15 protein-coding genes and 1 pseudogene are annotated in these 20,524 nt (G+C 40.9%); 12 read left to right on the forward strand and 4 right to left on the reverse strand.

Annotated elements, in window-relative coordinates:
- Window positions 1-17 precede the first annotated feature (17 nt).
- The 3 genes and pseudogenes from NST57_RS05480 (at window position 18) to NST57_RS05490 (ending at window position 1,948) form a co-directional block, all read left to right on the forward strand.
- Window positions 18-389 carry an iron chelate uptake ABC transporter family permease subunit gene (locus NST57_RS05480; RefSeq protein WP_341299186.1) on the forward strand — a complete coding sequence of 124 codons (372 nt, stop codon included), beginning with the start codon at window positions 18-20 and terminating at the stop codon, window positions 387-389.
- Window positions 377-799, forward strand: a pseudogene (locus tag NST57_RS05485) (ABC transporter substrate-binding protein); the annotation flags it as partial. The gene NST57_RS05480 and the pseudogene NST57_RS05485, both read left to right, overlap by 13 nt.
- Window positions 800-991: 192 nt before the next feature.
- Window positions 992-1,948 (forward strand): LCP family glycopolymer transferase, encoded by a 957-nt coding sequence (locus NST57_RS05490; protein ID WP_142154715.1) that lies wholly within the window; start codon window positions 992-994, stop codon window positions 1,946-1,948.
- Window positions 1,949-2,366: 418 nt separating this feature from the next.
- On the opposite strand, the gene NST57_RS05495 is transcribed toward NST57_RS05490, so the two are convergent.
- Window positions 2,367-2,801 (reverse strand): enoyl-CoA hydratase, encoded by a 435-nt coding sequence (locus NST57_RS05495; RefSeq protein WP_341298207.1) that lies wholly within the window; start codon window positions 2,799-2,801, stop codon window positions 2,367-2,369.
- A gap of 85 nt (window positions 2,802-2,886) precedes the next feature.
- A complete protein-coding gene (locus NST57_RS05500) occupies window positions 2,887-3,249 on the reverse strand; it encodes a hypothetical protein (protein WP_142154719.1) in 363 nt (120 codons plus the stop codon).
- A 158-nt stretch (window positions 3,250-3,407) separates the two neighbouring features.
- Here NST57_RS05500 and NST57_RS05505 point away from each other — a divergent pair, with 158 nt between their 5' ends.
- Window positions 3,408-4,025 carry a TVP38/TMEM64 family protein gene (locus NST57_RS05505; RefSeq protein WP_341298208.1) on the forward strand — a complete coding sequence of 206 codons (618 nt, stop codon included), beginning with the start codon at window positions 3,408-3,410 and terminating at the stop codon, window positions 4,023-4,025.
- Complete coding sequence (gene lepB, locus NST57_RS05510) at window positions 4,025-4,537, forward strand: signal peptidase I (RefSeq protein WP_341298209.1); 513 nt, start codon at window positions 4,025-4,027, stop codon at window positions 4,535-4,537. The genes NST57_RS05505 and lepB overlap by 1 nt, the downstream gene beginning before the upstream one ends.
- Before the next feature lie 239 nt (window positions 4,538-4,776).
- On the opposite strand, the gene NST57_RS05515 is transcribed toward lepB, so the two are convergent.
- Window positions 4,777-5,919, reverse strand: a complete 1,143-nt coding sequence (locus tag NST57_RS05515; RefSeq protein WP_142156150.1) for an AbrB family transcriptional regulator — start codon at window positions 5,917-5,919, stop codon at window positions 4,777-4,779.
- 275 nt (window positions 5,920-6,194) lie between these two features.
- On the opposite strand from NST57_RS05515, the gene NST57_RS05520 reads away from it, so the two are divergent.
- Genes NST57_RS05520 through NST57_RS05530 form a run of 3 tightly spaced genes read left to right on the forward strand, consistent with a single transcriptional unit; the run spans window position 6,195 to window position 7,917 of the window.
- Window positions 6,195-6,617, forward strand: coding sequence for a BlaI/MecI/CopY family transcriptional regulator (locus NST57_RS05520; RefSeq protein WP_007499135.1), 423 nt, complete (start codon window positions 6,195-6,197; stop codon window positions 6,615-6,617).
- Window positions 6,610-7,449 (forward strand): M56 family metallopeptidase, encoded by an 840-nt coding sequence (locus NST57_RS05525; protein WP_142154723.1) that lies wholly within the window; start codon window positions 6,610-6,612, stop codon window positions 7,447-7,449. The genes NST57_RS05520 and NST57_RS05525 overlap by 8 nt, the downstream gene beginning before the upstream one ends.
- A 57-nt stretch (window positions 7,450-7,506) precedes the next feature.
- The gene (locus NST57_RS05530; protein WP_008348626.1) at window positions 7,507-7,917 is read left to right on the forward strand and encodes a DoxX family protein; all 411 of its coding nucleotides are present in this window, start codon (window positions 7,507-7,509) and stop codon (window positions 7,915-7,917) included.
- A gap of 193 nt (window positions 7,918-8,110) precedes the next feature.
- Here NST57_RS05530 and NST57_RS05535 read toward each other — a convergent pair whose 3' ends face one another.
- The gene (locus NST57_RS05535) at window positions 8,111-8,557 is read right to left on the reverse strand and encodes a ferritin-like domain-containing protein (RefSeq protein ID WP_007499129.1); all 447 of its coding nucleotides are present in this window, start codon (window positions 8,555-8,557) and stop codon (window positions 8,111-8,113) included.
- Window positions 8,558-8,723: 166 nt separating this feature from the next.
- Between NST57_RS05535 and addB the strand changes: the two genes are divergently transcribed.
- The 4 genes from addB to sbcC are packed head-to-tail and all read left to right on the forward strand — an operon-like array spanning window position 8,724 to window position 20,508.
- Complete coding sequence (gene addB / locus NST57_RS05540; protein WP_341298210.1) at window positions 8,724-12,233, forward strand: helicase-exonuclease AddAB subunit AddB; 3,510 nt, start codon at window positions 8,724-8,726, stop codon at window positions 12,231-12,233.
- On the forward strand, window positions 12,211-15,915 hold the full coding sequence (gene addA, locus NST57_RS05545) for a helicase-exonuclease AddAB subunit AddA (RefSeq protein WP_341298211.1): 3,705 nt from the start codon (window positions 12,211-12,213) through the stop codon (window positions 15,913-15,915). The genes addB and addA overlap by 23 nt, the downstream gene beginning before the upstream one ends.
- 25 nt (window positions 15,916-15,940) lie before the next feature.
- Window positions 15,941-17,116 carry an exonuclease subunit SbcD gene (gene sbcD, locus NST57_RS05550; RefSeq protein ID WP_025207109.1) on the forward strand — a complete coding sequence of 392 codons (1,176 nt, stop codon included), beginning with the start codon at window positions 15,941-15,943 and terminating at the stop codon, window positions 17,114-17,116.
- A complete protein-coding gene (gene sbcC / locus NST57_RS05555; RefSeq protein WP_341298212.1) occupies window positions 17,113-20,508 on the forward strand; it encodes an exonuclease subunit SbcC in 3,396 nt (1,131 codons plus the stop codon). The genes sbcD and sbcC overlap by 4 nt, the downstream gene beginning before the upstream one ends.
- Window positions 20,509-20,524: the final 16 nt, after the last annotated feature.

Genomic DNA, 20,524 nt, shown 5'->3' on the forward strand with positions numbered 1-20,524 from the left:
TCTTCGTCACCTTTCAAATGGGATACTGGGAGTACACAGTGCCGAGCCGTTTAAAAAAGGTGCTTGCCATGACTTTGACAGGAGGCGCGATTGCCTTTTCCTCTGTTGTGTTTCAAACATTAACCAATAACCGAATCTTAACGCCAAGCATTTTAGGGTTAGACGCGCTTTATTTGTTTTTGCAAACGGCGATTATTTATTTGTTTTTGCAAACGGCGATTATTTATTTGTTTTTGCAAACGGCGATTATTTATTTGTTTTTGCAAACGGCGATTATTTATCTGTTTGGGTCAACCAATTTGATGATCGCGAATAAGAACCTCAATTTCTTTCGCACAGAAAAAAGAATCATCAATCCAACGCAGTTGATCAAAAAGTGGCTGCATTAAAGAAACAAGCAAAAGAGTTAAACAAAAATGGTCTCGTGATCATGGCGAACGACAGCAAAATGACGGCATTTGGTCCTAAGTCAAGATATGGTTTGATCCATGATGTATTTGGTATCACACCAGCAGATCAAAAGCTAGAGCCATCTGATAAACACGGACAAAGCATTTCTTATGAATATATGGTCAAAACGAACCCAGATTACTTATTTGTCGTGGATCGCGGCGCGGCGATTGGAGAAGAAACATCTGCGAAACAGCTTGTTGAAAATGATTATGTGAAATCAGTCAAAGCAGTGAAAAACAATCATGTGGTGTATTTAAACTCTGACATGTGGTATTTAGCAGGCGGCGGCCTTGAATCATTGAATGCGATGATTGATGAAGTGAAAAAAGGAATTGAACAAAAGTAATCGATGAAAAGAAGACAAAGAGCTAAAAATAAGCTCATTTTAGCTCTTTGTCAACAATCAGAAGCTGCTCATTTTGAGCAGTTTTTTTATTGTGGATACATAAAAATATGTTGCATGAAGGAAACTTTCATCAAAATATGTTATAGTGGAACCTACATTGTGAGACTAAGATAGAGTGAGGGTTCGGAAAGGATGAAGGAGAAAACAAGATCAAAAAGAAGGCTAAGACCTTGGGTGAAAGTCGTGCTGTTTATCATGGCATTTGTCATGATCATGGCTGTATCTGTCACAGGATATGCATACTATAAAATTTCAAAAGCGTCGAATAAAGCGCAAGTATCTTTAGAAAGAGGAGAGACCTCGCAAAAGCGTGTGAAAGCTTTTGATCCAGGAAAGGATAGCTTTTCGGTGCTGCTCTTAGGGATTGACAGCCGTCCAGGTGAAACGGTAGACGAAGCAAGAAGTGATGCGGTCTTACTGGCGACGGTGAATCGAACAGACAAAACGATGAAGCTCCTAAGTATTCCTCGTGATTCTTATGTTGATATACCGGGGAGAGGATATGATAAAATTGCTCACGCCCATGCGTTTGGGAGTGCAGATTTATCAGTCAAAACGGTAGAGAATTTGTTAAACATCCCGGTTGACTATGTGATTGCAGGAAACTTTAAGGCGTTTCAAGACATTGTCGATGAGCTAAATGGAATTGACGTAACGATTGAAGATGAAGGCATTGCAAAACAAATGGAAAAGGATTCAAAAGGAAAAGTTCATGTGGAAACAGGCACGCATACGCTCAGTGGTGAAGAAGCATTAGCGTTTGTGAGAACGAGAAAGGCAGATAGTGATCTCATGCGCGGAAAGCGCCAAATGGAAGCACTTCAAGCCATCTTTGAAAAATCAAAATCCATTTCTTCCATACCGTCTTATGACAACATCATTGATACACTTGGGGATAACGTCTCCACCAATTTATCCATGAAACAGTTGATCGGTCTATTCCCTTTACTGAGTTCATTAAAATCAGTGGATACCATCCAGTTAAAAGGGCACGATTACCAGCCAGGGAATGTGTATTACTTTGAGTTAGATGGACCAGGGTTAGAAGAAGTGAGACAAGAGCTGAGAAAACAGCTCGAATTATCATAATTGAGAAAGAGCCTGCCGCTGTGGCAGGCTTCAAGCGTGTAGACAAACCCTCTCATTCGCCCGCAGTCCTGCGCTCTGGTGCTCACGAATGCCAAATTCGCTCCAGTGCTCGTCCTTCCTAGACTGCAAAGGTTTTCTATCACGCTGAAAAGAAGACAAAGGGCTAAAATAAAGTTCATTTCAGCCCTTTGTCAACAATCTGGAGCCTGCCACTATGGCAGGCTCAGCGTGAAGAGAAAGTGAGGGTTTTTAAGACAAGATGTCCACAAAACCCTCATTTTTGTCTTTTGAACTGTCCGAGAAACGATATATGGTGTTTTTCATTTGGGATTTATTCAATATACGGTGTATTTAAAACTACAAAAAAACTGTCGAGATTTTCTCGACAGCCTGAGCCTGCCACTATGGCAGGCTTTTTTTAATAATAGAGAGTTGCAGGCATCGTTGGGTACCACACACCATTTAAAGCAAGCGCCCAGCCATACACCTTTTGACCTGATTCAATCTTGTCCTTTACCGAAGTGAGCGCTTCGTATGAAAAGACTTGATAAGCCTGTCCGGTTTTTTTAGCGACAATAACCGATAGAATATTGTCATTGAATACACTCGGCTCTTCGTCCGTACTCGTCCAAGCAATTCGATTATAGTAATTCATGTTAAAAGGATTTTCGAGTGCTTTCACTTCAAACTTCACTCGCTTTCCAACGATAGATACCGTTGTATAGGCTACACTTGTTATTTGTGCAGATGCTGCTGGAGCTTGTTTTCCTGTTTGCAGTGGTTCTACTGCTGACACTGTGCTTGGCACAAGTAATCCTGCTGCTAAGGTGAGTGCTGTTATTTTTTTGAACATGAGTTGGAACCTCCTAATTTTTGGTATAACAATCAATTCGCCAAAAACTGAAGAGTTCCTTCTATAAATGTAAAATATAACCATATTATTTTCCTGAATGGAGAAAATAATGGGTGAGCAATTCTTCTACACGATGACGTATGCGGGGATTAAAATATTTATGCTTTTCTTCATAGCCATTTATTAGAAATAAATATGTCGTAAATCCTTCATCGTGTTCAATTTGCTGTACGTTCATTTTTTCTTTACGTAACTGTTGTTTCAGTTGATAAAGGGCTGTTTGTGCTTCTTTTAATGAAGAGGTGACTAGCTGAATATAGGGTTCATTTAGTTTGAATGTTTGATGTTTTTTAAGGTGCGTCAAATCACGATTGAGGATGGAGATGACCATTGGAAGAAAGATGGCCTGTTCCATCATCTGAAGTTGTACGCTTGATAATCTCGTCATGTCCATGCCTACTTTCTTTGTTTATAGAACACTTGTTCTCATTTATTATATCGGATGAGTTAAAAAATCTCAAGAGGTGCTCAGAGGGATTCATTTGTATATTTTTATGTTTTCCATGTAAAATGAAAGATAGACAAACCTTGAAGGAGTCAAACAAGTTGCCATCATTTCTTTCTATATTTACTCATGAAAATATCACATCATTTTTTGAAAGCTACAAGGCTTTTGGACCCATTGTGGCTATATTGCTCCCTTTAATCGAAGCATTTCTACCGTTTTTACCTCTCGTTGCATTTGCGGTGGCCAATGCAAATGCTTTCGGGCTGTGGGAAGGCTTTTTATTGACCTGGATTGGTGCCAGTGCAGGGTCTATCCTTGTCTTTTTACTGATCAGAAAATTTGGACAGATGAGGATGCTGAACTTTATTAGCAGACACCCTTCTATTCAAAAGCTAATGCTTTGGGTTGAAAAGCGGGGATTTGGTCCGTTGTTTATTTTACTCTGCTTTCCTTTTACACCTTCTGCTGCCGTTAATGTCGTAGCAGGTCTATCAAGAATCAGCGTCTGGCAGTTCTCATTAGCTGCTTTATCAGGGAAGTGTGTCATGCTCTTTATTATTAGTTTTATCGGCTATGACATTTCTGCTTTAGTAAAGAATCCGTTAAGAAGTGTTTTTGCGGTTCTAGTCATTGCTTTATTATGGTATGTTGGAAAGAGAGTAGAAAATAGGTTGAATGTTCGGATGAGTCAGCGTGAGGACAAAGGAGGCTCTTAATGAAAAAGAAGCCATTGCTATGGTTCATGATTATTACATGCATCGTCTTGTTGTTCCAAGTAAAGAATTTCATGTTTGTCACGTACAAAGTAGAAGGGGTTAGTATGGACCCAACATTTACAGATGGAACAGAATTATTAATTAACAAGTTCTCACCAAAACTCACGAAAATTAGCCGGTTTGACTATGTGTTATTTCATGGCCCTAAAAATCAAATCTTGATCAAACGGGTCATTGGGCTTCCAGGAGAAACAATCAAATATGAAGATGATCAGCTGTTTGTCGATGGTGTAAAATGGAAAGAGCCGTATTTAAAAGAGCAAAAAAAAAATAAAATGGGCAACGTCCTAACAGGTGATTTTCAGCTGAAAGCCATCACCGGTCGTCAGAACATACAAGACAATCATTACTTCGTGATCGGAGATAATCGAATACATAGCTTTGACAGCCGGCATTTTGGAACCATCTCAAAGGATCAAGTAGTCGGTGTAAAAAGGAATCATGATGAATAAAAAAGAGCCGCTCTGCTTATGCAAAGCGGCTCAGCGTGTAGACAAACCCTCGCATTCGTTGTCATGTCTACGCTCCAGTGCTCACGAATGTCAAATTCGCTCCGCTCTGGTGCTCGACCTTCCTAGACTTCAAAGGTTTTCTATCACGCTGAAAAGAAGACAACGGGCTAAAATCAACATCATTTTAGCCCGTTGTCAGACAATCTGAAAGCCGCTCTGCTTATGCAAAGCGGCTCTTTTTATTTAGCGGTTTTATAATCAGTCTGTCTTTTTGCCCAGACATGATGTAAGAAACGAAAAAACGGTGGCAGCATGGCGATGACCAAAATAATTCTAACGACTTGTACAGCCACAACAAAGGTGGAATCCTCATGAAGTGTAACAGCTGTTGTTGCCATTTCTGCAATACCGCCAGGCGAAAAAGCAAGAATGGCCGTAATGACAGAAATACCTGTTATTTCTGCAATGGCAATTGAACTGAGAACGGTCGCGGCAATCAATCCGGCTGAGCTGACGACGGCCACAATCAAGGTATTTTTTAGCCCGACAAACATTTGTTTATTCATTTTTGACCCGATGGTTGCCCCTAGAAATACCTGTGACGCAATGTTCGCTTGGGCTGGCCAGTAAGGAATCAAATCATGACCTGTCAAGGCACCTGCCCCTACTTGGAGAGCCGCCACACCTAACATACTGCCGATCAGCCAAGGGGCGGGAAAGTGAAGACGCACGGCTAGGCGTGACATCAGCCATGCCCCTAAAATGAGTGCAGCAGTCCAAGAAATGTTTGATATTGTGAAAACGCCTGATGAGAAGGCGCTGCCTTGGGCGACTACCACATCTGATTGGCTTTTTGTATTTAAATAAAATACCGTAAATGGAATGGTCAGTACGACCATTAACACACGTATCGTTTGCACGAGACTCACTACAGCTGTATTTGCTCCAACCTCTTGGGCAATGCCCGGCATAGCGGAAAGACCGCCGGGGGCAGTGCCGACAAAGCTGGTCAGCATATCTGTTTTACTCAGCTTCCATAAGACAAACCCGGAGAGCATGGCTAATAAAATAGAAAAGACGAGCATGAAACTCACGGGAAGCCAATTTTCAGCGAAAATGTGAAGGACTTTCATGTTCATTTTTTGTCCTAGTTCGATTCCGAGAATGAATTGACCAAGGAGTAGCCATCTGCTGTGAATACGTAAGGTATTGTTTCCTTTACGCTGAAACAGGGCGGGACGGCGCAGGGCAATAAATGCAGCTGTCATTAATGTGCCAATCATCCAGCCGATAGACATCCCTGTTAGAGACAAAAGGAAGCCACCTAAACCGCTTACCGCAATCAGAATGAGATCGGTTCGAAGGCTGTTTCCTTGCTTCATCACATATAAACCTTCTTCCTATATATTTGTTCAGTAAGTGAAATGTTGTTATCTTTACTATAATACAAAAGACTCCATAAATAAAATACGAATTTTTTTACTATTTTCATAAGATTATCTTATGGTTAGCTCTGTGTGAAAAGAGATTGTTTTGATATAAACGACATATAATTTTTACCAAAAACAAAAGCAATATACAACGATTTTCCCCTATTTTTGTTATCTGTTGACTATCATTTTCAATTACACTACAATGCTTAGTGTGAGGTGGTAACATGAAAATTCCTTCTTTTAAATATAATGAAAAGGGATTGAACCGCTTTTTCGGTCCTTTAGAAGGAAGGATTATGGAGATCCTTTATCAAGGTGAGGATATGCCGATTAAAGAGGTACAGCAGAAGCTGTCAGATGAGAAGCCAATTAATTTCAACACGGTCATGACGGTACTCAATCGTTTAACCGAAAAAGGAATTGTGGAAAAGAAAACGAAAGGGCGTTCATCTATCTATAACCCTGTTTTAACAAAAGAAGAATTTCTAAATGAGCAAACGAAATGGATTACTCAAGGACTGATGGATGATTTCGGTCCCCTTGCAGTCAATCATATGGTGGACGCAATTGAAAGTGCTGATCCTGAATTACTGAAGGTACTCGAAGCAAGGCTTGCATCCAAAAAAGAGGAGAAACGACATGATTAAAATGAAGTCGAGTCTGCTGTTTTTAGGCGGTATATTGATTGGTTTAGTGATCTTTTACCAGATGGGCTATTATGTACTCTCAAGCTTTTTTGGCTGGAATCAAGCATATAACCTGATCCATGTATGTCAATCTGTTCTCGAATTTTATGGATTCACTCCTTTAAAGTATTTTCTGAATGCGTTTGTCCTGTATACGCTTGGTTTTGCCGTTTTCTATCTGATGAAGCAGGTCAGAAAGTATATTCGTTTCAAAAGAAATATGATGATGGCAGTCGATCAACATTCAACGCAAAGTCTATCAGACATGTATAGAAATGAGATCATTGTGTTTCATTGTCATGAACCGCTTGCTTTCGCGATGGGGATGCTTCATCCAAAAGTGTATCTCTCAACAGCGCTTATAGACATGCTTGATGAAGGAGAAATCGATGCTGTGGTCCATCACGAATTACATCACAAATACAGCTATGACCCTTTAAAGTCTTTCACTTTCTCTATGCTCACAAAAGTGATTTGGTACATTCCTGTGTTAAAGCATATGAGACAAAGTTACTCCGTTTTTCGTGAAGTCATTGCAGATGACTATGCCATTCAGCAGACAGGAACTGAGCTTGGAGTAGGGCAAGCCCTTTTGAAACTCATTAAAAATAGAACCCAGTTTCAAAAACAAACGAAATTTGCAGTGTCCTTTGGAGATCGAGCATTGAATTTGAGAATCAAAAAAATCTTAAACCCAACATACAACATACCGTTGAATGTACCACTTATCCCATTTGTGACATCAACCATTCTCATGGTGGTCTTAATGATTATGCTCAACTTAAATTACTAATTTTTTTTACGAATGAACATTACATGATGTAGTGTAAAAATAGGAGGAAATCACTATATGAAAACAAATCAAGAAATAGGAACACTTTTTGTACGCGTCATCTTAGGCATTATTTTCTTTTTACATGGGCTTCAAGCATATCAAGGCGGACTAGGAGGCACTGCTGCATTTTTTGGTCAAATTGGTGTCCCTGAATTTATGGCCTATATTGTCAAAACAATTGAGCTAGTTGGTGGAATTGCCCTGATTCTAGGTTTAGGCACACGTCTTTTCGCAGCTTTATTTGTGCCAATTATGGCTGTAGCCATTATCACAGTTGGTTTTGCAAGAGGATTTGTGGGCGGTTATGAATTTGAACTTTCTTTAATGGTCATGGCGCTTTACTTGACACTTAGCGGCAGCAAGATGCTATCAATTGATGGATTGTTAAAACAACAGCAGCAAAGCAATGAAGCAAAATTTCATTAAATAACAAAAAAACTCCTTCTGCGATTTGTAGCAGAGGAGTTTTTTTATGGTCAAAAGGTCGTTTTATCATTGAAAAAAGGAAAAGGGAATAGGCGATTTGATGATGACAGCCCTTTATTTCACATATTGAATGAGCAAAAAGGCAATTTCATTTTTTGACGGAACATACGATCTCCTATTAAAATAGGGTTATCTAAGAAACATGGTGCGTTAAAAGATATAGAAACCAGACAGCATGCTGCTGTTCATCTTGAGCAATACGCTTCATTAATTCCTTTGTTCCTTGATCACGGACATAGTCTGATACCGTTAAGTAAAAATCGACTGTTTTTTGTTCGTCTTTAAAGGCAAATAAGAGACCTTCCCTAAATTGGTCTGGACAAGGCTCTGTTATGCTTGGTTTGTGGTTTTTACCAGTCAAAGAATAGTATAGCTTTGTAAATAGCTGATAATGTCTGACTTCATCCTGACGTATTTCTTGAATGATTTTTTTCGCTTCAGGATTTTTTGCTTTTTGTGCAAGTTTTTCATAGCATTGGATCGCAGAATATTCGCCATTTATGGCCTTTTCAAGGTCTGCAATGATCCTTGTGTTTTGGCGCATGTCATATGGCGAGTAGTCATAATAACCGTAATACATGATATTGCCAGCCTCCTTTTAGATCATGATGGTTTATGATATGAAAAGAGTCGGGAAAGGTGCCTATTTTCTTTTCAATCGGAGGAGAAAGGGAAGGTGATAGGAAAATAGCTATTTACCTTTATTTTCGCTAGAATATGAGTACATAAGAAAGGTGTTGTGGAACGTGGAGATTCAGTTTTTAGCAGGCAGATCGGGGAGTGGAAAAACGACTGCAATTCTAGAAGAAATCAAAGAACAACTTCGGCTTGATCCGCTGGGTCCGCCAATCATTTTTTTAGTCCCGGATCAAATGACATTTTTAATGGAATATGAGCTTGCAAAAACATCTGAAGCTGGTGGAATGATCAGGGCCAAAGTCTTTAGTTTTACTCGGCTTGCCTGGTCTATATTACAGCAGACTGGCGGTGCGAACCGTCAATTTGTCACAAGCACAGGGATTCAAATGCTCTTAAGAAAAGTAATAGAAGAACAGAAAGACAAGTTTAAGGTATTCAAAAAGGCGAGTGATAAACCGGGATTTGTTGAGCAAATAGAAAAGACGATGGCTGAATTCAAAAGGTACTGTATGATGCCAGAGGATATTGAAAAAATCTCGGCATCCAGCATGCATTCAGAGTATACAGAAGAAAGACGTGCGGCGGAAAAATTGCATGATCTTCATGTTCTTTATCAGCAGATGGAGCAGCATCTGCAAGATGAGTATGTGCACTCAGAGGATTACTTGACACTTCTGGCTCAGCAAATTCCTTTATCAGAAGAATTGAGAGGGGCACACATTTATATAGATGGTTTTTATCAGTTTACCCCCCAACAGCTTCTTGTCATTGAGCAGCTTTTGCTACATGCAGAAAAAATAACAGCTGCATTCACAGTGGATCGTTCCTATCATGACACGCAGCCAAATGAACTTGATTTATTTCGCATGACAGGTAAGACATATTCCCAGCTTTATCAGCTGGCCAAAGAGTGCGGAGCGGCTATTTCTGAGAACATTTTGGAGAGAAATAAGCGACATCTTCATGCCCCAGATCTAGCTTATTTAGAAAATCAATATGAACAGAGACCTTTGCAGCCGTATCAAGAAGAAACGCCTCACCTTACCGTATCGAAAAGTGCAAATAAACGAGCTGAAATTGAGGGAGTAGCGAGAGATATTCTTGATTTAGTAAGAGGGAAAGGTCTTAGGTTACGAGACATCTCAATTGTTGCAAGACGTGTAGACGACTATAAAGATACGCTAAAAGAGGTGTTTCGAGATTACGATATTCCTTTCTTTATTGATGGAAATGAATCGATGCAGTATCATCCGCTCATTGAGTTCATTCGTTCGAGCCTCGATGTCATAAAAGGGAACTGGCGGTATGAGGCGGTGTTTCGCTGTGTAAAAACAGAGTTCCTATTTCCGCTTGAACTCGCTAAAAACAAAGCAAGAGAACAGGCGGATCAGCTTGAAAACTATTGTATTGCTTACGGTGTAAAAGGTGAACGCTGGACGAATGGTTCACGCTTTCATTATCGGCGCTTCCAATCACTAGATGAAGATTTTGGACAAACCGATCAAGAAATAGAAATGGAACAAATGCTGAATGATGTAAAAGAATGGATTGTTCCGCCTCTCTTTCAATTGCAAAAAAGATTGAAAAAAGCGCAAAAGCTAAGAGATATGGTGGAGGCAGTGTATGTCTTTCTAGAAGAAACCCAAGTGCCAGAAAAGCTTGAAAAGGCAAGACTTGAGGCAGAAGAAGCAGGCCGGTTAGCTGAAGCGATGCAGCATGGGCAAGTATGGGATGCTGTCATTCAATTAATGGATGAATTTGTTGAAATGCTGGGCGAGGAGGAACTCTCATTTCCATTATTTCAACAGATGATGGATACAGGACTGTCCTCTCTCAAGTTCGCTTTGATTCCCCCTTCACTTGACCAAGTCTTTATCGGAAGTATGGATTTATCCAGAATGTATCAAGTAAAGTGTACGTTTGTCATTGGAGTTAATGATGGGGTTATACCTGCCCGGCCCTCTGATGAAAGTGTATTGTCTGAGGACGACCGGGAATGGTTAAAACGTGCAGGAGCAGAGCTGGCAGAGACAGGGAAGGAACGGCTGCTGGATGAACAATTTTTGATTTATCAAGCGCTGTCCAGTCCATCGCACTACTTGTATTTATCCTATTCAGCTTCTGATACGGAAGGGCGGTCTCTTTTGCCTTCGACCCTCATCAAGTATTGCGAGGAACTGATGCCAAACCATCAGCAAGCCCTCTATGTGTTAGATCCAGAGCAGCTGGATGATCAGGAGCAATTAAAATTTGTAACAAACGAGCATGTCTCATTATCCTATACCGTTTCACAGCTGCAGCAATGGCTCAATCAATATCCGATCAGCGGCGTATGGTGGAGTGTATATAATGATTTGATGACCTCGTCCAACCGCGACATATCAAAAAAAATCATGTCCAGCTTGTTCTTTACAAATAGAGCGAAACGTTTAAAGCCAAATGTCACAAAAGAACTTTACGGTGACCATATTCAGGGCAGTGTTTCAAGAATGGAGAAATTCAATGCATGTGCATTTTCTCATTTTGCTTCCCACGGGCTAAAACTAAAAGATCGACAATTTTACAAATTAGAAGCACCTGATATCGGTCAGCTCTTTCATTCGGCTTTAAAACTGATTTCAGATACGCTTGTTGAACAAAAAAAGGATTGGAAAAACTTAACGAAAGAAGATTGTGTGACCTACTCAAGGCATGCAATTGAACAGCTGGCTCCACGTCTGCAAAAAGAAATTTTATTAAGCTCTAATCGGCATGCTTATATAAAAGAAAAGCTCCAAAAAATCCTCATCAGGGTGTCTTCTATATTAAGCGAACATGCAAAAGTGAGCGGATTCTCTCCGGTTGGACTTGAGTTAGGGTTTGGAGGTCAAGGTCCTCTGCCGCCGTTTACTTTTCAATTAAAAAACGGCTGCACGATGGAGCTTGTTGGAAGGATTGACCGAGTGGATAAAGCAGAAGGGTCAAAAGGACTTCTTTTAAGAATTGTCGACTATAAGTCCAGTGAGAAGGGGCTTGATCTAGCAGAAGTTTACTACGGTTTAGCCTTGCAAATGCTCACTTATTTAGACCTGACCATTACGTATTCTAAAGAATGGCTTGGCATGGAAGCGACACCGGCAGGAATTTTATACTTCCATATTCATGACCCGCTGATTCAAGCGCCTATTCCGCTCGCAGAGGATGCAATTGAGCAGGAAATATTGAAGAAATTTAAAATGAAGGGTCTATTACTCGAAGATGCGGAAGCAGTGAAGTTGATGGATCAAACACTCGAATCAGGAAGATCACAAGTCATCCAAGCGGGTTTGAAAAAGGATGGTTCTTTCCGATCTGACTCAGCGGTATTAAGTGAAGATCATTTTCACATTCTTACGAAACATGTTCGGCGAACCTTTGAAGAGGCAGGAGAAAGAATTACAAGCGGTGAGGTAGAGATAAACCCATATAAATTAAAGGATCAAACCCCTTGCCGCTTTTGCTCCTTTAAGTCTATTTGCCAATTTGATGAATCAATAGAAGATAATGAATTTAGAGTGCTCACATCTGAGAAGGATGATGTCATGATAGACCGGATCAAAAAAGAAGGGGATCAGTATGCAAATACCAAAACCGAATAACAGTACTTGGACAGATGACCAATGGAACGCCATCGTTTCTGAAGGACAAGATATTCTTGTTGCTGCTGCGGCGGGGTCAGGGAAAACAGCGGTCTTGGTTGAACGGCTCATTCGAAAAATGACTCGGCCGGAGCAGCCAGTTGATGTGGACAGGCTGCTCGTAGTGACTTTTACCAATGCTTCAGCAGCAGAAATGAAGCACCGGATCACTGAAGCACTTGAAAAAGAACTATCTAAAAACCCTGGATCACTTCATATGCGGAGACAGCTGTCACTCATGAATCGTGCCAATATTTCTACCTTACACTCCTTTTGTTTGCAAGTTCTTCGTACCTTTTATTATGAGATTAACCTTGATCCAGGTTTTCGTTTGGCTGATCAAACAGAAGGAGAATTATTAGGAGATGAAGTGTTAGATGAACTGTTTGAGGATGAGTATAAGGCTGGAAACCCGTCATTCTTTGAACTCGTTGATCGGTACACATCTGATCGGCATGATCTAGATCTTCAATGGCTTGTCAAAAGGATTTATGAGTTTTCTAGGTCACATCCAGCACCCGAACAATGGATGCGGGCGTTCCTTTCTCTTTATGATGTGGATACTCAAACAAAGGTACAAGAATTACCATTTTATCCATATATCAAAGAGGACCTTTCTCTCGTTTTAAGAAGCTGCCAGGAACTGCTGGAACAAGCCCTCACTTTATCAAAAGAGCCGGGTGGCCCAGCACCGAGAGCAGAGAATTTTATAGATGATTTAGAGCAAGTAAATGAATTAATAAGGCATCAAGATGATTTTGAGACACTTTATGAGCTTTTGCCAAACATCAATTTTAAAAGGTTAAAGACTTGCAAAGGGGATGACTATGACCCGGCACTGTTAGAAAAAGCAACAGATGCACGCAATCAAGCAAAAAAACAATTAGAAAAGCTAAAAGATGAATACTTTATGCGCAGTCCTGATCAGCATTTAAAAAGCTTGGCTGAAATGAAGCCAGTTGTAGAAACACTTGTAGAGCTTGTGATTCAATATGGAGAGCGTTTCGAAAGAGCAAAACAAGAAAAATCAATCGTAGACTTTTCGGATCTAGAACATTATTGTTTGCGCATTTTAGCGAAGCAGGACGCAGAAGGAAATTTCATTGAAACAGAGGCGGCTAAATACTATCAACAACAATTTGAAGAAGTACTCGTGGATGAATACCAAGATACAAACCTTGTCCAAGAAACGATTTTAAAACTCGTGTCTAAAGGAAAACATCCAGCAGAAGGCAACCGCTTTATGGTTGGTGATGTGAAGCAGTCCATTTATCGCTTTAGACTTGCAGAGCCGATGCTCTTTTTAAATAAATATAAACAATTTAAAGCAGACAGCAAAGAAACAGGTAAAAGAATTGATCTAAATAAAAACTTCCGTAGCCGGGCTGATGTTTTAGACAGTACAAACTTTCTGTTCAAACAGCTGATGGGAGAAACGGTTGGAGAAATTGAATATGATGAACAAGCTGAATTAAAGCTTGGAGCGAGTTATCCGCAAAGCGAAGACACAACGACAGAAATGCTTCTTGTTCATTTAGATCAGCACGACACAGAAAGCGATGAAGAACGAGAAGAGCTAGAGACGGTACAATTTGAGGCGAGAGTGATTGCAAAGAAAATAAAAGAGTTGGTAGAACAGCCTTTTCAAGTGTACGATGCAAAGCAGCAGCTGACCCGCAACTTGCAGTATCGAGACATTGTGATCTTGCTTCGCTCAATGCCGTGGGCTCCGCAAATGATGGAAGAGTTGAAGAAGCAGGGAATCCCTGTTTATGCGAATCTTTCCTCAGGCTATTTCGAAGCTACGGAGGTATCTGTCATTCTTTCTTTGTTAAAAGTGATTGATAATCCATATCAAGATATTCCGCTCGCTGCTGTTTTAAGGTCACCTCTTGTTCATTTAGACGAAAATGAGATGGCACTGATTAGAACAAGTGATAAAAAAGGCACTTATTATGATGCTGTGAAGGCATTTATGCGTGTGACACACTCTGATCATCCGACGTGCAGAAAGCTGGAGCGTTTCTTCCTTCAATTACGCAAATGGCGTGATTTTTCTATTCATCATTCGGTAGCAGAATTGATTTGGGAAGTGTACCGAGATACACAATATCTAGATTATGTCGGCGGGATGCCAGGAGGCAAGCAAAGACAGGCAAACCTTCGGGCTTTATATGATCGAGCGAAACAGTATGAAAAGGCTGCTTTTAGAGGGCTGTTTCGATTTCTTCGATTTATTGAAAGAATGCAAGAGCGTGGAGATGATCTTGGAGCGGCAAAAACGTTCAGTGAAACAGAGGATGTTGTCCGCATGATGACCATTCATAGCAGTAAAGGACTCGAATTCCCTGTTGTGTTTACTGCAGGACTTGGCAGGAACTTTAATATGATGGATCTAAATCAGTCCTACTTGCTCGATAAAGAACTAGGTTTTGGCAGCAAATATATTCATCCTGAGCTGAGAATTAGTTATGCAACATTACCGCTGATCGCGATGAAAAAAAAGATGAGAAAAGAACTATTATCTGAAGAACTGAGGGTTCTATATGTGGCGCTCACAAGGGCGAAAGAAAAATTATTTTTAGTCGGTTCTGTCAAAAATCAAGTGAAAGCTTTAAGCAAGTGGCAAAATGCCGCAAACGGAGACGACTGGCTTCTCCCTGATTTTGAACGTTATCAAGCGAGAACATACTTAGATTTTATTGGCCCTGCTCTTATCCGTCATCAAGCGATGTCATCTCTTTTAGAAGAATCGAGAGAAGTCGTTCTCTCTCATCCATCATCATTTTCTATCACCTTTCATCAAGCATCTGATCTTCTAAAAGAAGACATGTCACTTGAAAAACAAAAACAAGACGAAGTGGTACAAGCATTAATGGAAGGTGTGCCTGCTCAAGGATATGGAGATTATGAGGAGGAAGTAAAAGAAAGACTTTCATGGCGTTATCCATATTTAGCGGCCTCTCAGGTAGGTACAAAGCAGTCAGTTTCCGAGATCAAAAGAATGAAAGAAATACAGGATGAATACAGTGTGCCTTCTTCCATCCGAAAGGCTCGTGCGACACTGTACGAACGACCGTCTTTTATGAAGAAAAAAACACTCACAGCCGCAGAACAAGGGACGGCCATGCATACAGTCATGCAGCATATCCCTCTTCCTTCAAATGAACCATATGATGAATCTCGTGTAGAAGAGCTGCTCCATTCTTTAAAAGAGAAAGACTTACTAACAGATGAACAAATCCAGTCCATCAATCGAGAAGGAATTGTAGCCTTCTTTTCTACTGCTATTGGTCAAAAACTGCGGAAAGCGGACTGGGTGAAACGAGAAGTATCGTTTAGTATGGTTTTACCGGTTAAAGAGGTATACAGCCATATTGATGCAGAAGGTGAACCTGTGCTCATTCAAGGAATGATTGATTGTTTATTTGAAGCAGATGGCAAGCTCTATTTACTTGATTATAAAACAGATCGAGTGACTGGCAGATTCTCAGGTGGATTAGAGGAAGCTGAGGCGATGTTAAAAAAACGCTATGAAACGCAAATATCGTTGTATACAGCAGCGGTAGAACGTTTAACAAACAGAACATTAGAGGAGAAAATCCTTTATTTCTTTGATGGAAATTTAGAAATTTCTTTATAGGTGGAATGAATGAGAGGTGAATCACATGAGGATTCTGCATACAGCGGATTGGCATCTAGGGAAAACCCTTGAAGGCCGAAGCCGGCTTGAGGAGCAAGCTGAGTTTTTAGATGAATTAAATCAAATCGTCAAGGATGAACACATTGATGTCATTGTGATGGCCGGTGATGCCTTTGATACAGTGAACCCTCCTGCTCGCGCAGAACAGCTTTTTTATGAAAGTTTGTCTGCATTATCTGATAAAGGAAAGCGTCAAGTGGTTGTGATCTCTGGCAACCATGATAATCCAGACCGCTTATCAGCCGCATCTCCTTTAACGAATGAGCAGGGGATTCATTTAATTGGATATCCGACAAATGATTTAATTCATGTCGATGTTCCTTCTGCAAGTGAGCGTCTATCTATTGCAGCACTCGCTTACCCATCCGAAGCAAGGCTAAACGAGGTGCTGGCTGAAACATTTGAAGAGAAACTGCTTCGTGATCAGTACAATTTAAAAATACAACAAATGTTTCAACATTTAAGCAGCCAATTTCAGGCGGATACGGTCAATATCGCAACAAGTCATATTTATGTGGCAGGTGGCAGTCAAACGGATTCGGAAAGGCCGATTGAAGTGGGAGGCGCATATACCGTTGCGGCCGAAAGTCTGCCTGAGGCGGCTTGTTATGTCGCACTGGGGCATTTGCATCGCCCCCAAACCATTAAACGTGCCAAAACGATTGCCCGCTATTCTGGATCTCCACTTGCATACAGCTTTTCTGAAGCAGGCTACGCCAAATCAGTCACCATTGTGGATGCAAAACCGAATGAAACTGCAAGCTGGAAAGAAGTGTTCTTATCAAGCGGTAAACCACTTATGAAGTGGAAGGCGACTGAAGGGCTGAGCCAAGTACACAGTTGGCTGGATGAAAAGCGGGATCTTCAAGCCTGGATTGATTTAGAGATTCACTTAACAGATCAGCTGTCGATCGAACAAATTCATCAGCTTAGAAAACAGCATAGTGGATTTGTCCATATTAGACCAAAGTTTAAAGAGTTACAGCAAAAAGAAGAACAAAAACAAGTGGAAAAGCTCTCGATTGAAGAGCGGTTCGTGAAATTTTATGAGCGTCAGACAGGTGGAGGTCTGCCTGATGAAAAAACCGTCAAGCTATTTTTAGAGCTTGCCAATGACATGCAAGAGGAGGAAGCGAATTGAAGCCGATCACGTTAACCATTAAAGGACTTCATAGCTTCAGAGAAGAGCAAACCATTGACTTTAGCTCCTTATGTGATGCAGGTGTGTTTGGTATTTTTGGACCGACTGGAAGCGGAAAATCGTCTATATTAGATGCCATGACACTAGCACTCTATGGCAAGGTCGAACGTGCACTCAATAATACGCATGGTATTTTGAACCAAGCTGAAGAAAAGCTGTCTGTCTCCTTTACGTTCGCTTTGCAAAGGGAACACCATATTTCTTATAAAGTGGAACGTGCCTTTAAACGGGCAGATGAAATGAAGGTTAGAACGACGTTATGCCGATTGATTGAAATTGGTGATACGCAGACAGTTCTTGCAGATAAAGCAAGTGAGGTCAATCGTAAAATAGAAGAATTACTTGGTTTAACCATTGACGATTTTACGAGAGCGGTTGTTTTACCCCAAGGAAAGTTTGCGGAATTCCTTTCATTGAAAGGAGCCGACAGACGCCAAATGCTGCAGCGTTTGTTTAATTTGGAGAAATATGGTGATCAGCTCGTCAAACGTTTACGCGCAAAGGCTCAAAATCACTATGGACAGAAAAACGAACTGCTGGCTGAACTGACTGGATTAGGAGAAGCTGGTCCAGAGGCATTAGCGAAAGCTAAAGAAGCAGCTGCGCAGGCGCAAGCTATTTTTCATGAGAAAAAACAAACGCGGGACGAAGCGTTCACTGCTTTTACAAAAGCGCAAGCCATCTGGCAGTATCAAAAGGAACAAGAAGCGTACGAGAAGGAACAAAACAAACTCAATCTACTGGCACCAACGATGGAAGAGAAAAAGAATCAACTTCGCATTGCAGAGCAGGCAGAGACATTAAAGCCTTATGCGGATGCATTAACAAAGGCTGAAAAGCAGCTCTCTCAAGCATCAAAAGAGAAGCAGGAAGCAGAAAAACATTTACTTCATCAACGAACGATCTATGATCAAATGACGCAGGAGTATGAGCAGGCACGGCAAAAGAAAATGGAAAATGAGCCAGAGCTTCTTCAAAAGAAAGAGCAGCTTATTCAATTAAAAGAAATTGAACGAAAAAAAGAAACAGCTCTTCAGGAAAAGATCGTACTAGAGCAGCAAAACAATGAAAAAGCGCAGCAATTGACTCAAAAAAAAACGGAAGCCGAAAACCTGCAATCTTTATTAGAGCGTGCGCTTGCGAAACAAACACAGTTGAAGAATGAGCTGGATCAATTACAAGTCTCTGTCAAAGAGCGGAAACTTGTACAAGACGCACTTCGTTTAAGTGAAAATGTTCAAAGAATGAATGTGAGCATTCAAAAGGAAGAACAAAAGATTGAGGAGCTAAGACAGCGTTCAGCACAGGCGACACAATCGTATGAAAAGCTTCAAAAACAGCAAAAAGATCATCATGAAAAGATAAATCAATCGTTTCAAGCGATAGAACAATTGTATTTTTATGTATGTGAATTTGAACGAGGTCTTACAGAATGGAGTCATAAAGAGCAGGACAAAAAACAAGAAAAATTAAAACAGCGTGATGCTGTCAGATCGGCAGAATTAAGAAAAGAACTAGCGGCAGAGTTAGTAGACGGCGAACCATGTCCTGTTTGTGGATCGATTCATCATGATCCAAAGGCTGTGATAGACAATGACCATGAAGAAACTGTTGCCCAAATTGATGAAGTGATTGTGAAAATGGACAAAGAACTCAAGCTGGCTGAGGAATATGCTAGAGACATGTACGCTGCAAAGCAGTTGCTTGAAACGCATGCCAATCAATTAGTCAAACAGTTCTCCTTTTTATCTCAAAAGGCCCCCGGTTCGGAAGTAGCTGCAGCAGTAGAAGTAGTACAGAATCCACAGTCTTTGCACCAGCTGATTCAAGAATGGAAAGGCATAAAACAAGATATTCAAGCAATCGAAAGCAAACGTGCTCGTTTAATGGACGTCACTCATGATCAAGCGGCAGAAATGAGCAAAGTAAAAGATCAACTGACATTTGAGCAGCAGCGCATACAAGAACTAGACATGCTGATCAAGGAGCTTCGATCTGAGCTTTCCGAACAACTGACGCAATTTGAACAGACCTTTCCTCACCTGGCAATCAACCAAGTGCAGGAAATGCAGCAACAAATTGATGAAAAGGATCAACAAGCGGAAGGTTATCAAGAGCGTATTGAGAAGAGTATTTCTTTTCTAGAGGAAAAAAAGCAGGAAAAAGAGCTACTGCAAACAGCCATATACGATCTAGAGAAGGAACTCGATAAGCTGGCGCATCAGCTGGGAAGCCAGCAGCACCTGATCGATCAATATGAAACAGATTTACAGCGATATCCTTTAAAAGCCGCTTCTCTTTCTGATGAACTGGACGAAGTTCAACAATCTCTTGCTCATCTAAATGAAAAAGATCAGCAATCGTACGAGCAATTCAAGCATGCACAGCAATTATTTAGTGAGGCGCAAAGCCATTTCTCAAGCAGTGAACGTCAGCTCCAAGAGGCTAACCGGCGAAAACAAGAAGCTGAGAAAGCGTGGCAAAAAGAAACAGGACCTACTCCTTTTGATCAGCCGCAGGAGATTGAACCTGCTTTAATGGATCGATCTGTACGTCTTACAGTCAAACAGGAAATTGAGGAATTTGAGGATAAAAGAAAGCAATGTGCAGCAAACTTAAAGCGAATTTCTGAACTGTTAAAAGGTGAGTCGCTGGATGAAGACGAGTGGACAGACATTCAACTAAAAAAAGAAGCGGCGGAAAAAGCGCTTGAAGAAGCGACAGCGCTGAGTGGATCTGCACAGGAGCATCTGCGAGTGATTGAAGCAAACCATCAACGCTTTGCAAGCATTCATGAACGCCTTGAAGTACTGCAGCAAGAAATTGACCGGCTGGATAAGCTTCAAACTGTGTTTAAAGGGAATACGTTTGTTGAGTTCCTAGCAGAAGAACAGCTAGAAAGTGTCAGCCGTGATGCTTCTCATCGTCTTGGGATTTTGACAAGACAAAGGTATGCCATTGAAGTCGATTCAGAGGGCGGTTTTGTGATGCGGGATGATGCCAATGGTGGTGTCAGACGTCCGGTATCCAGCTTGTCTGGGGGAGAAACTTTCCTAACGTCTTTAGCACTTGCCCTTGCTCTGTCTGCACAAATTCAGCTGAGAGGTGAGTTCCCGCTGCAATTTTTCTTCTTAGATGAAGGATTTGGTACACTCGATCAAGACTTGTTAGATACGGTGATTACGGCATTAGAGAAGCTACAGTCTCAAAATTTAGCTGTTGGTGTGATCAGCCATGTGGAAGAATTAAAGATGAGACTGCCAAAGAAACTGATTGTCCATCCAGCAGATCCAAGCGGGAAAGGAACAACAGTCTCGATGGAATTAATGTAAAGTGAGGGGATCTCAG

This window comes from Bacillus sp. FSL M8-0077, from assembly GCF_038050255.1.
GTDB classification, from domain to species: Bacteria; Bacillota; Bacilli; order Bacillales; family Bacillaceae; genus Bacillus; species Bacillus altitudinis.

Coding starts and splice junctions, on each gene's coding strand:
- NST57_RS05480 (WP_341299186.1), top strand. CDS start 18: ATGGGATACTGGGAGTACACAGTGCCGAGCCGTTTAAAAAAGGTGCTT.
- NST57_RS05490 (WP_142154715.1), top strand. CDS start 992: ATGAAGGAGAAAACAAGATCAAAAAGAAGGCTAAGACCTTGGGTGAAA.
- NST57_RS05495 (WP_341298207.1), bottom strand. CDS start 2,801: ATGTTCAAAAAAATAACAGCACTCACCTTAGCAGCAGGATTACTTGTG.
- NST57_RS05500 (WP_142154719.1), bottom strand. CDS start 3,249: ATGACGAGATTATCAAGCGTACAACTTCAGATGATGGAACAGGCCATC.
- lepB (WP_341298209.1), top strand. CDS start 4,025: ATGAAAAAGAAGCCATTGCTATGGTTCATGATTATTACATGCATCGTC.
- NST57_RS05515 (WP_142156150.1), bottom strand. CDS start 5,919: ATGAAGCAAGGAAACAGCCTTCGAACCGATCTCATTCTGATTGCGGTA.
- NST57_RS05520 (WP_007499135.1), top strand. CDS start 6,195: ATGAAAATTCCTTCTTTTAAATATAATGAAAAGGGATTGAACCGCTTT.
- NST57_RS05525 (WP_142154723.1), top strand. CDS start 6,610: ATGATTAAAATGAAGTCGAGTCTGCTGTTTTTAGGCGGTATATTGATT.
- NST57_RS05530 (WP_008348626.1), top strand. CDS start 7,507: ATGAAAACAAATCAAGAAATAGGAACACTTTTTGTACGCGTCATCTTA.
- NST57_RS05535 (WP_007499129.1), bottom strand. CDS start 8,557: ATGTATTACGGTTATTATGACTACTCGCCATATGACATGCGCCAAAAC.
- addA (WP_341298211.1), top strand. CDS start 12,211: ATGCAAATACCAAAACCGAATAACAGTACTTGGACAGATGACCAATGG.
- sbcD (WP_025207109.1), top strand. CDS start 15,941: ATGAGGATTCTGCATACAGCGGATTGGCATCTAGGGAAAACCCTTGAA.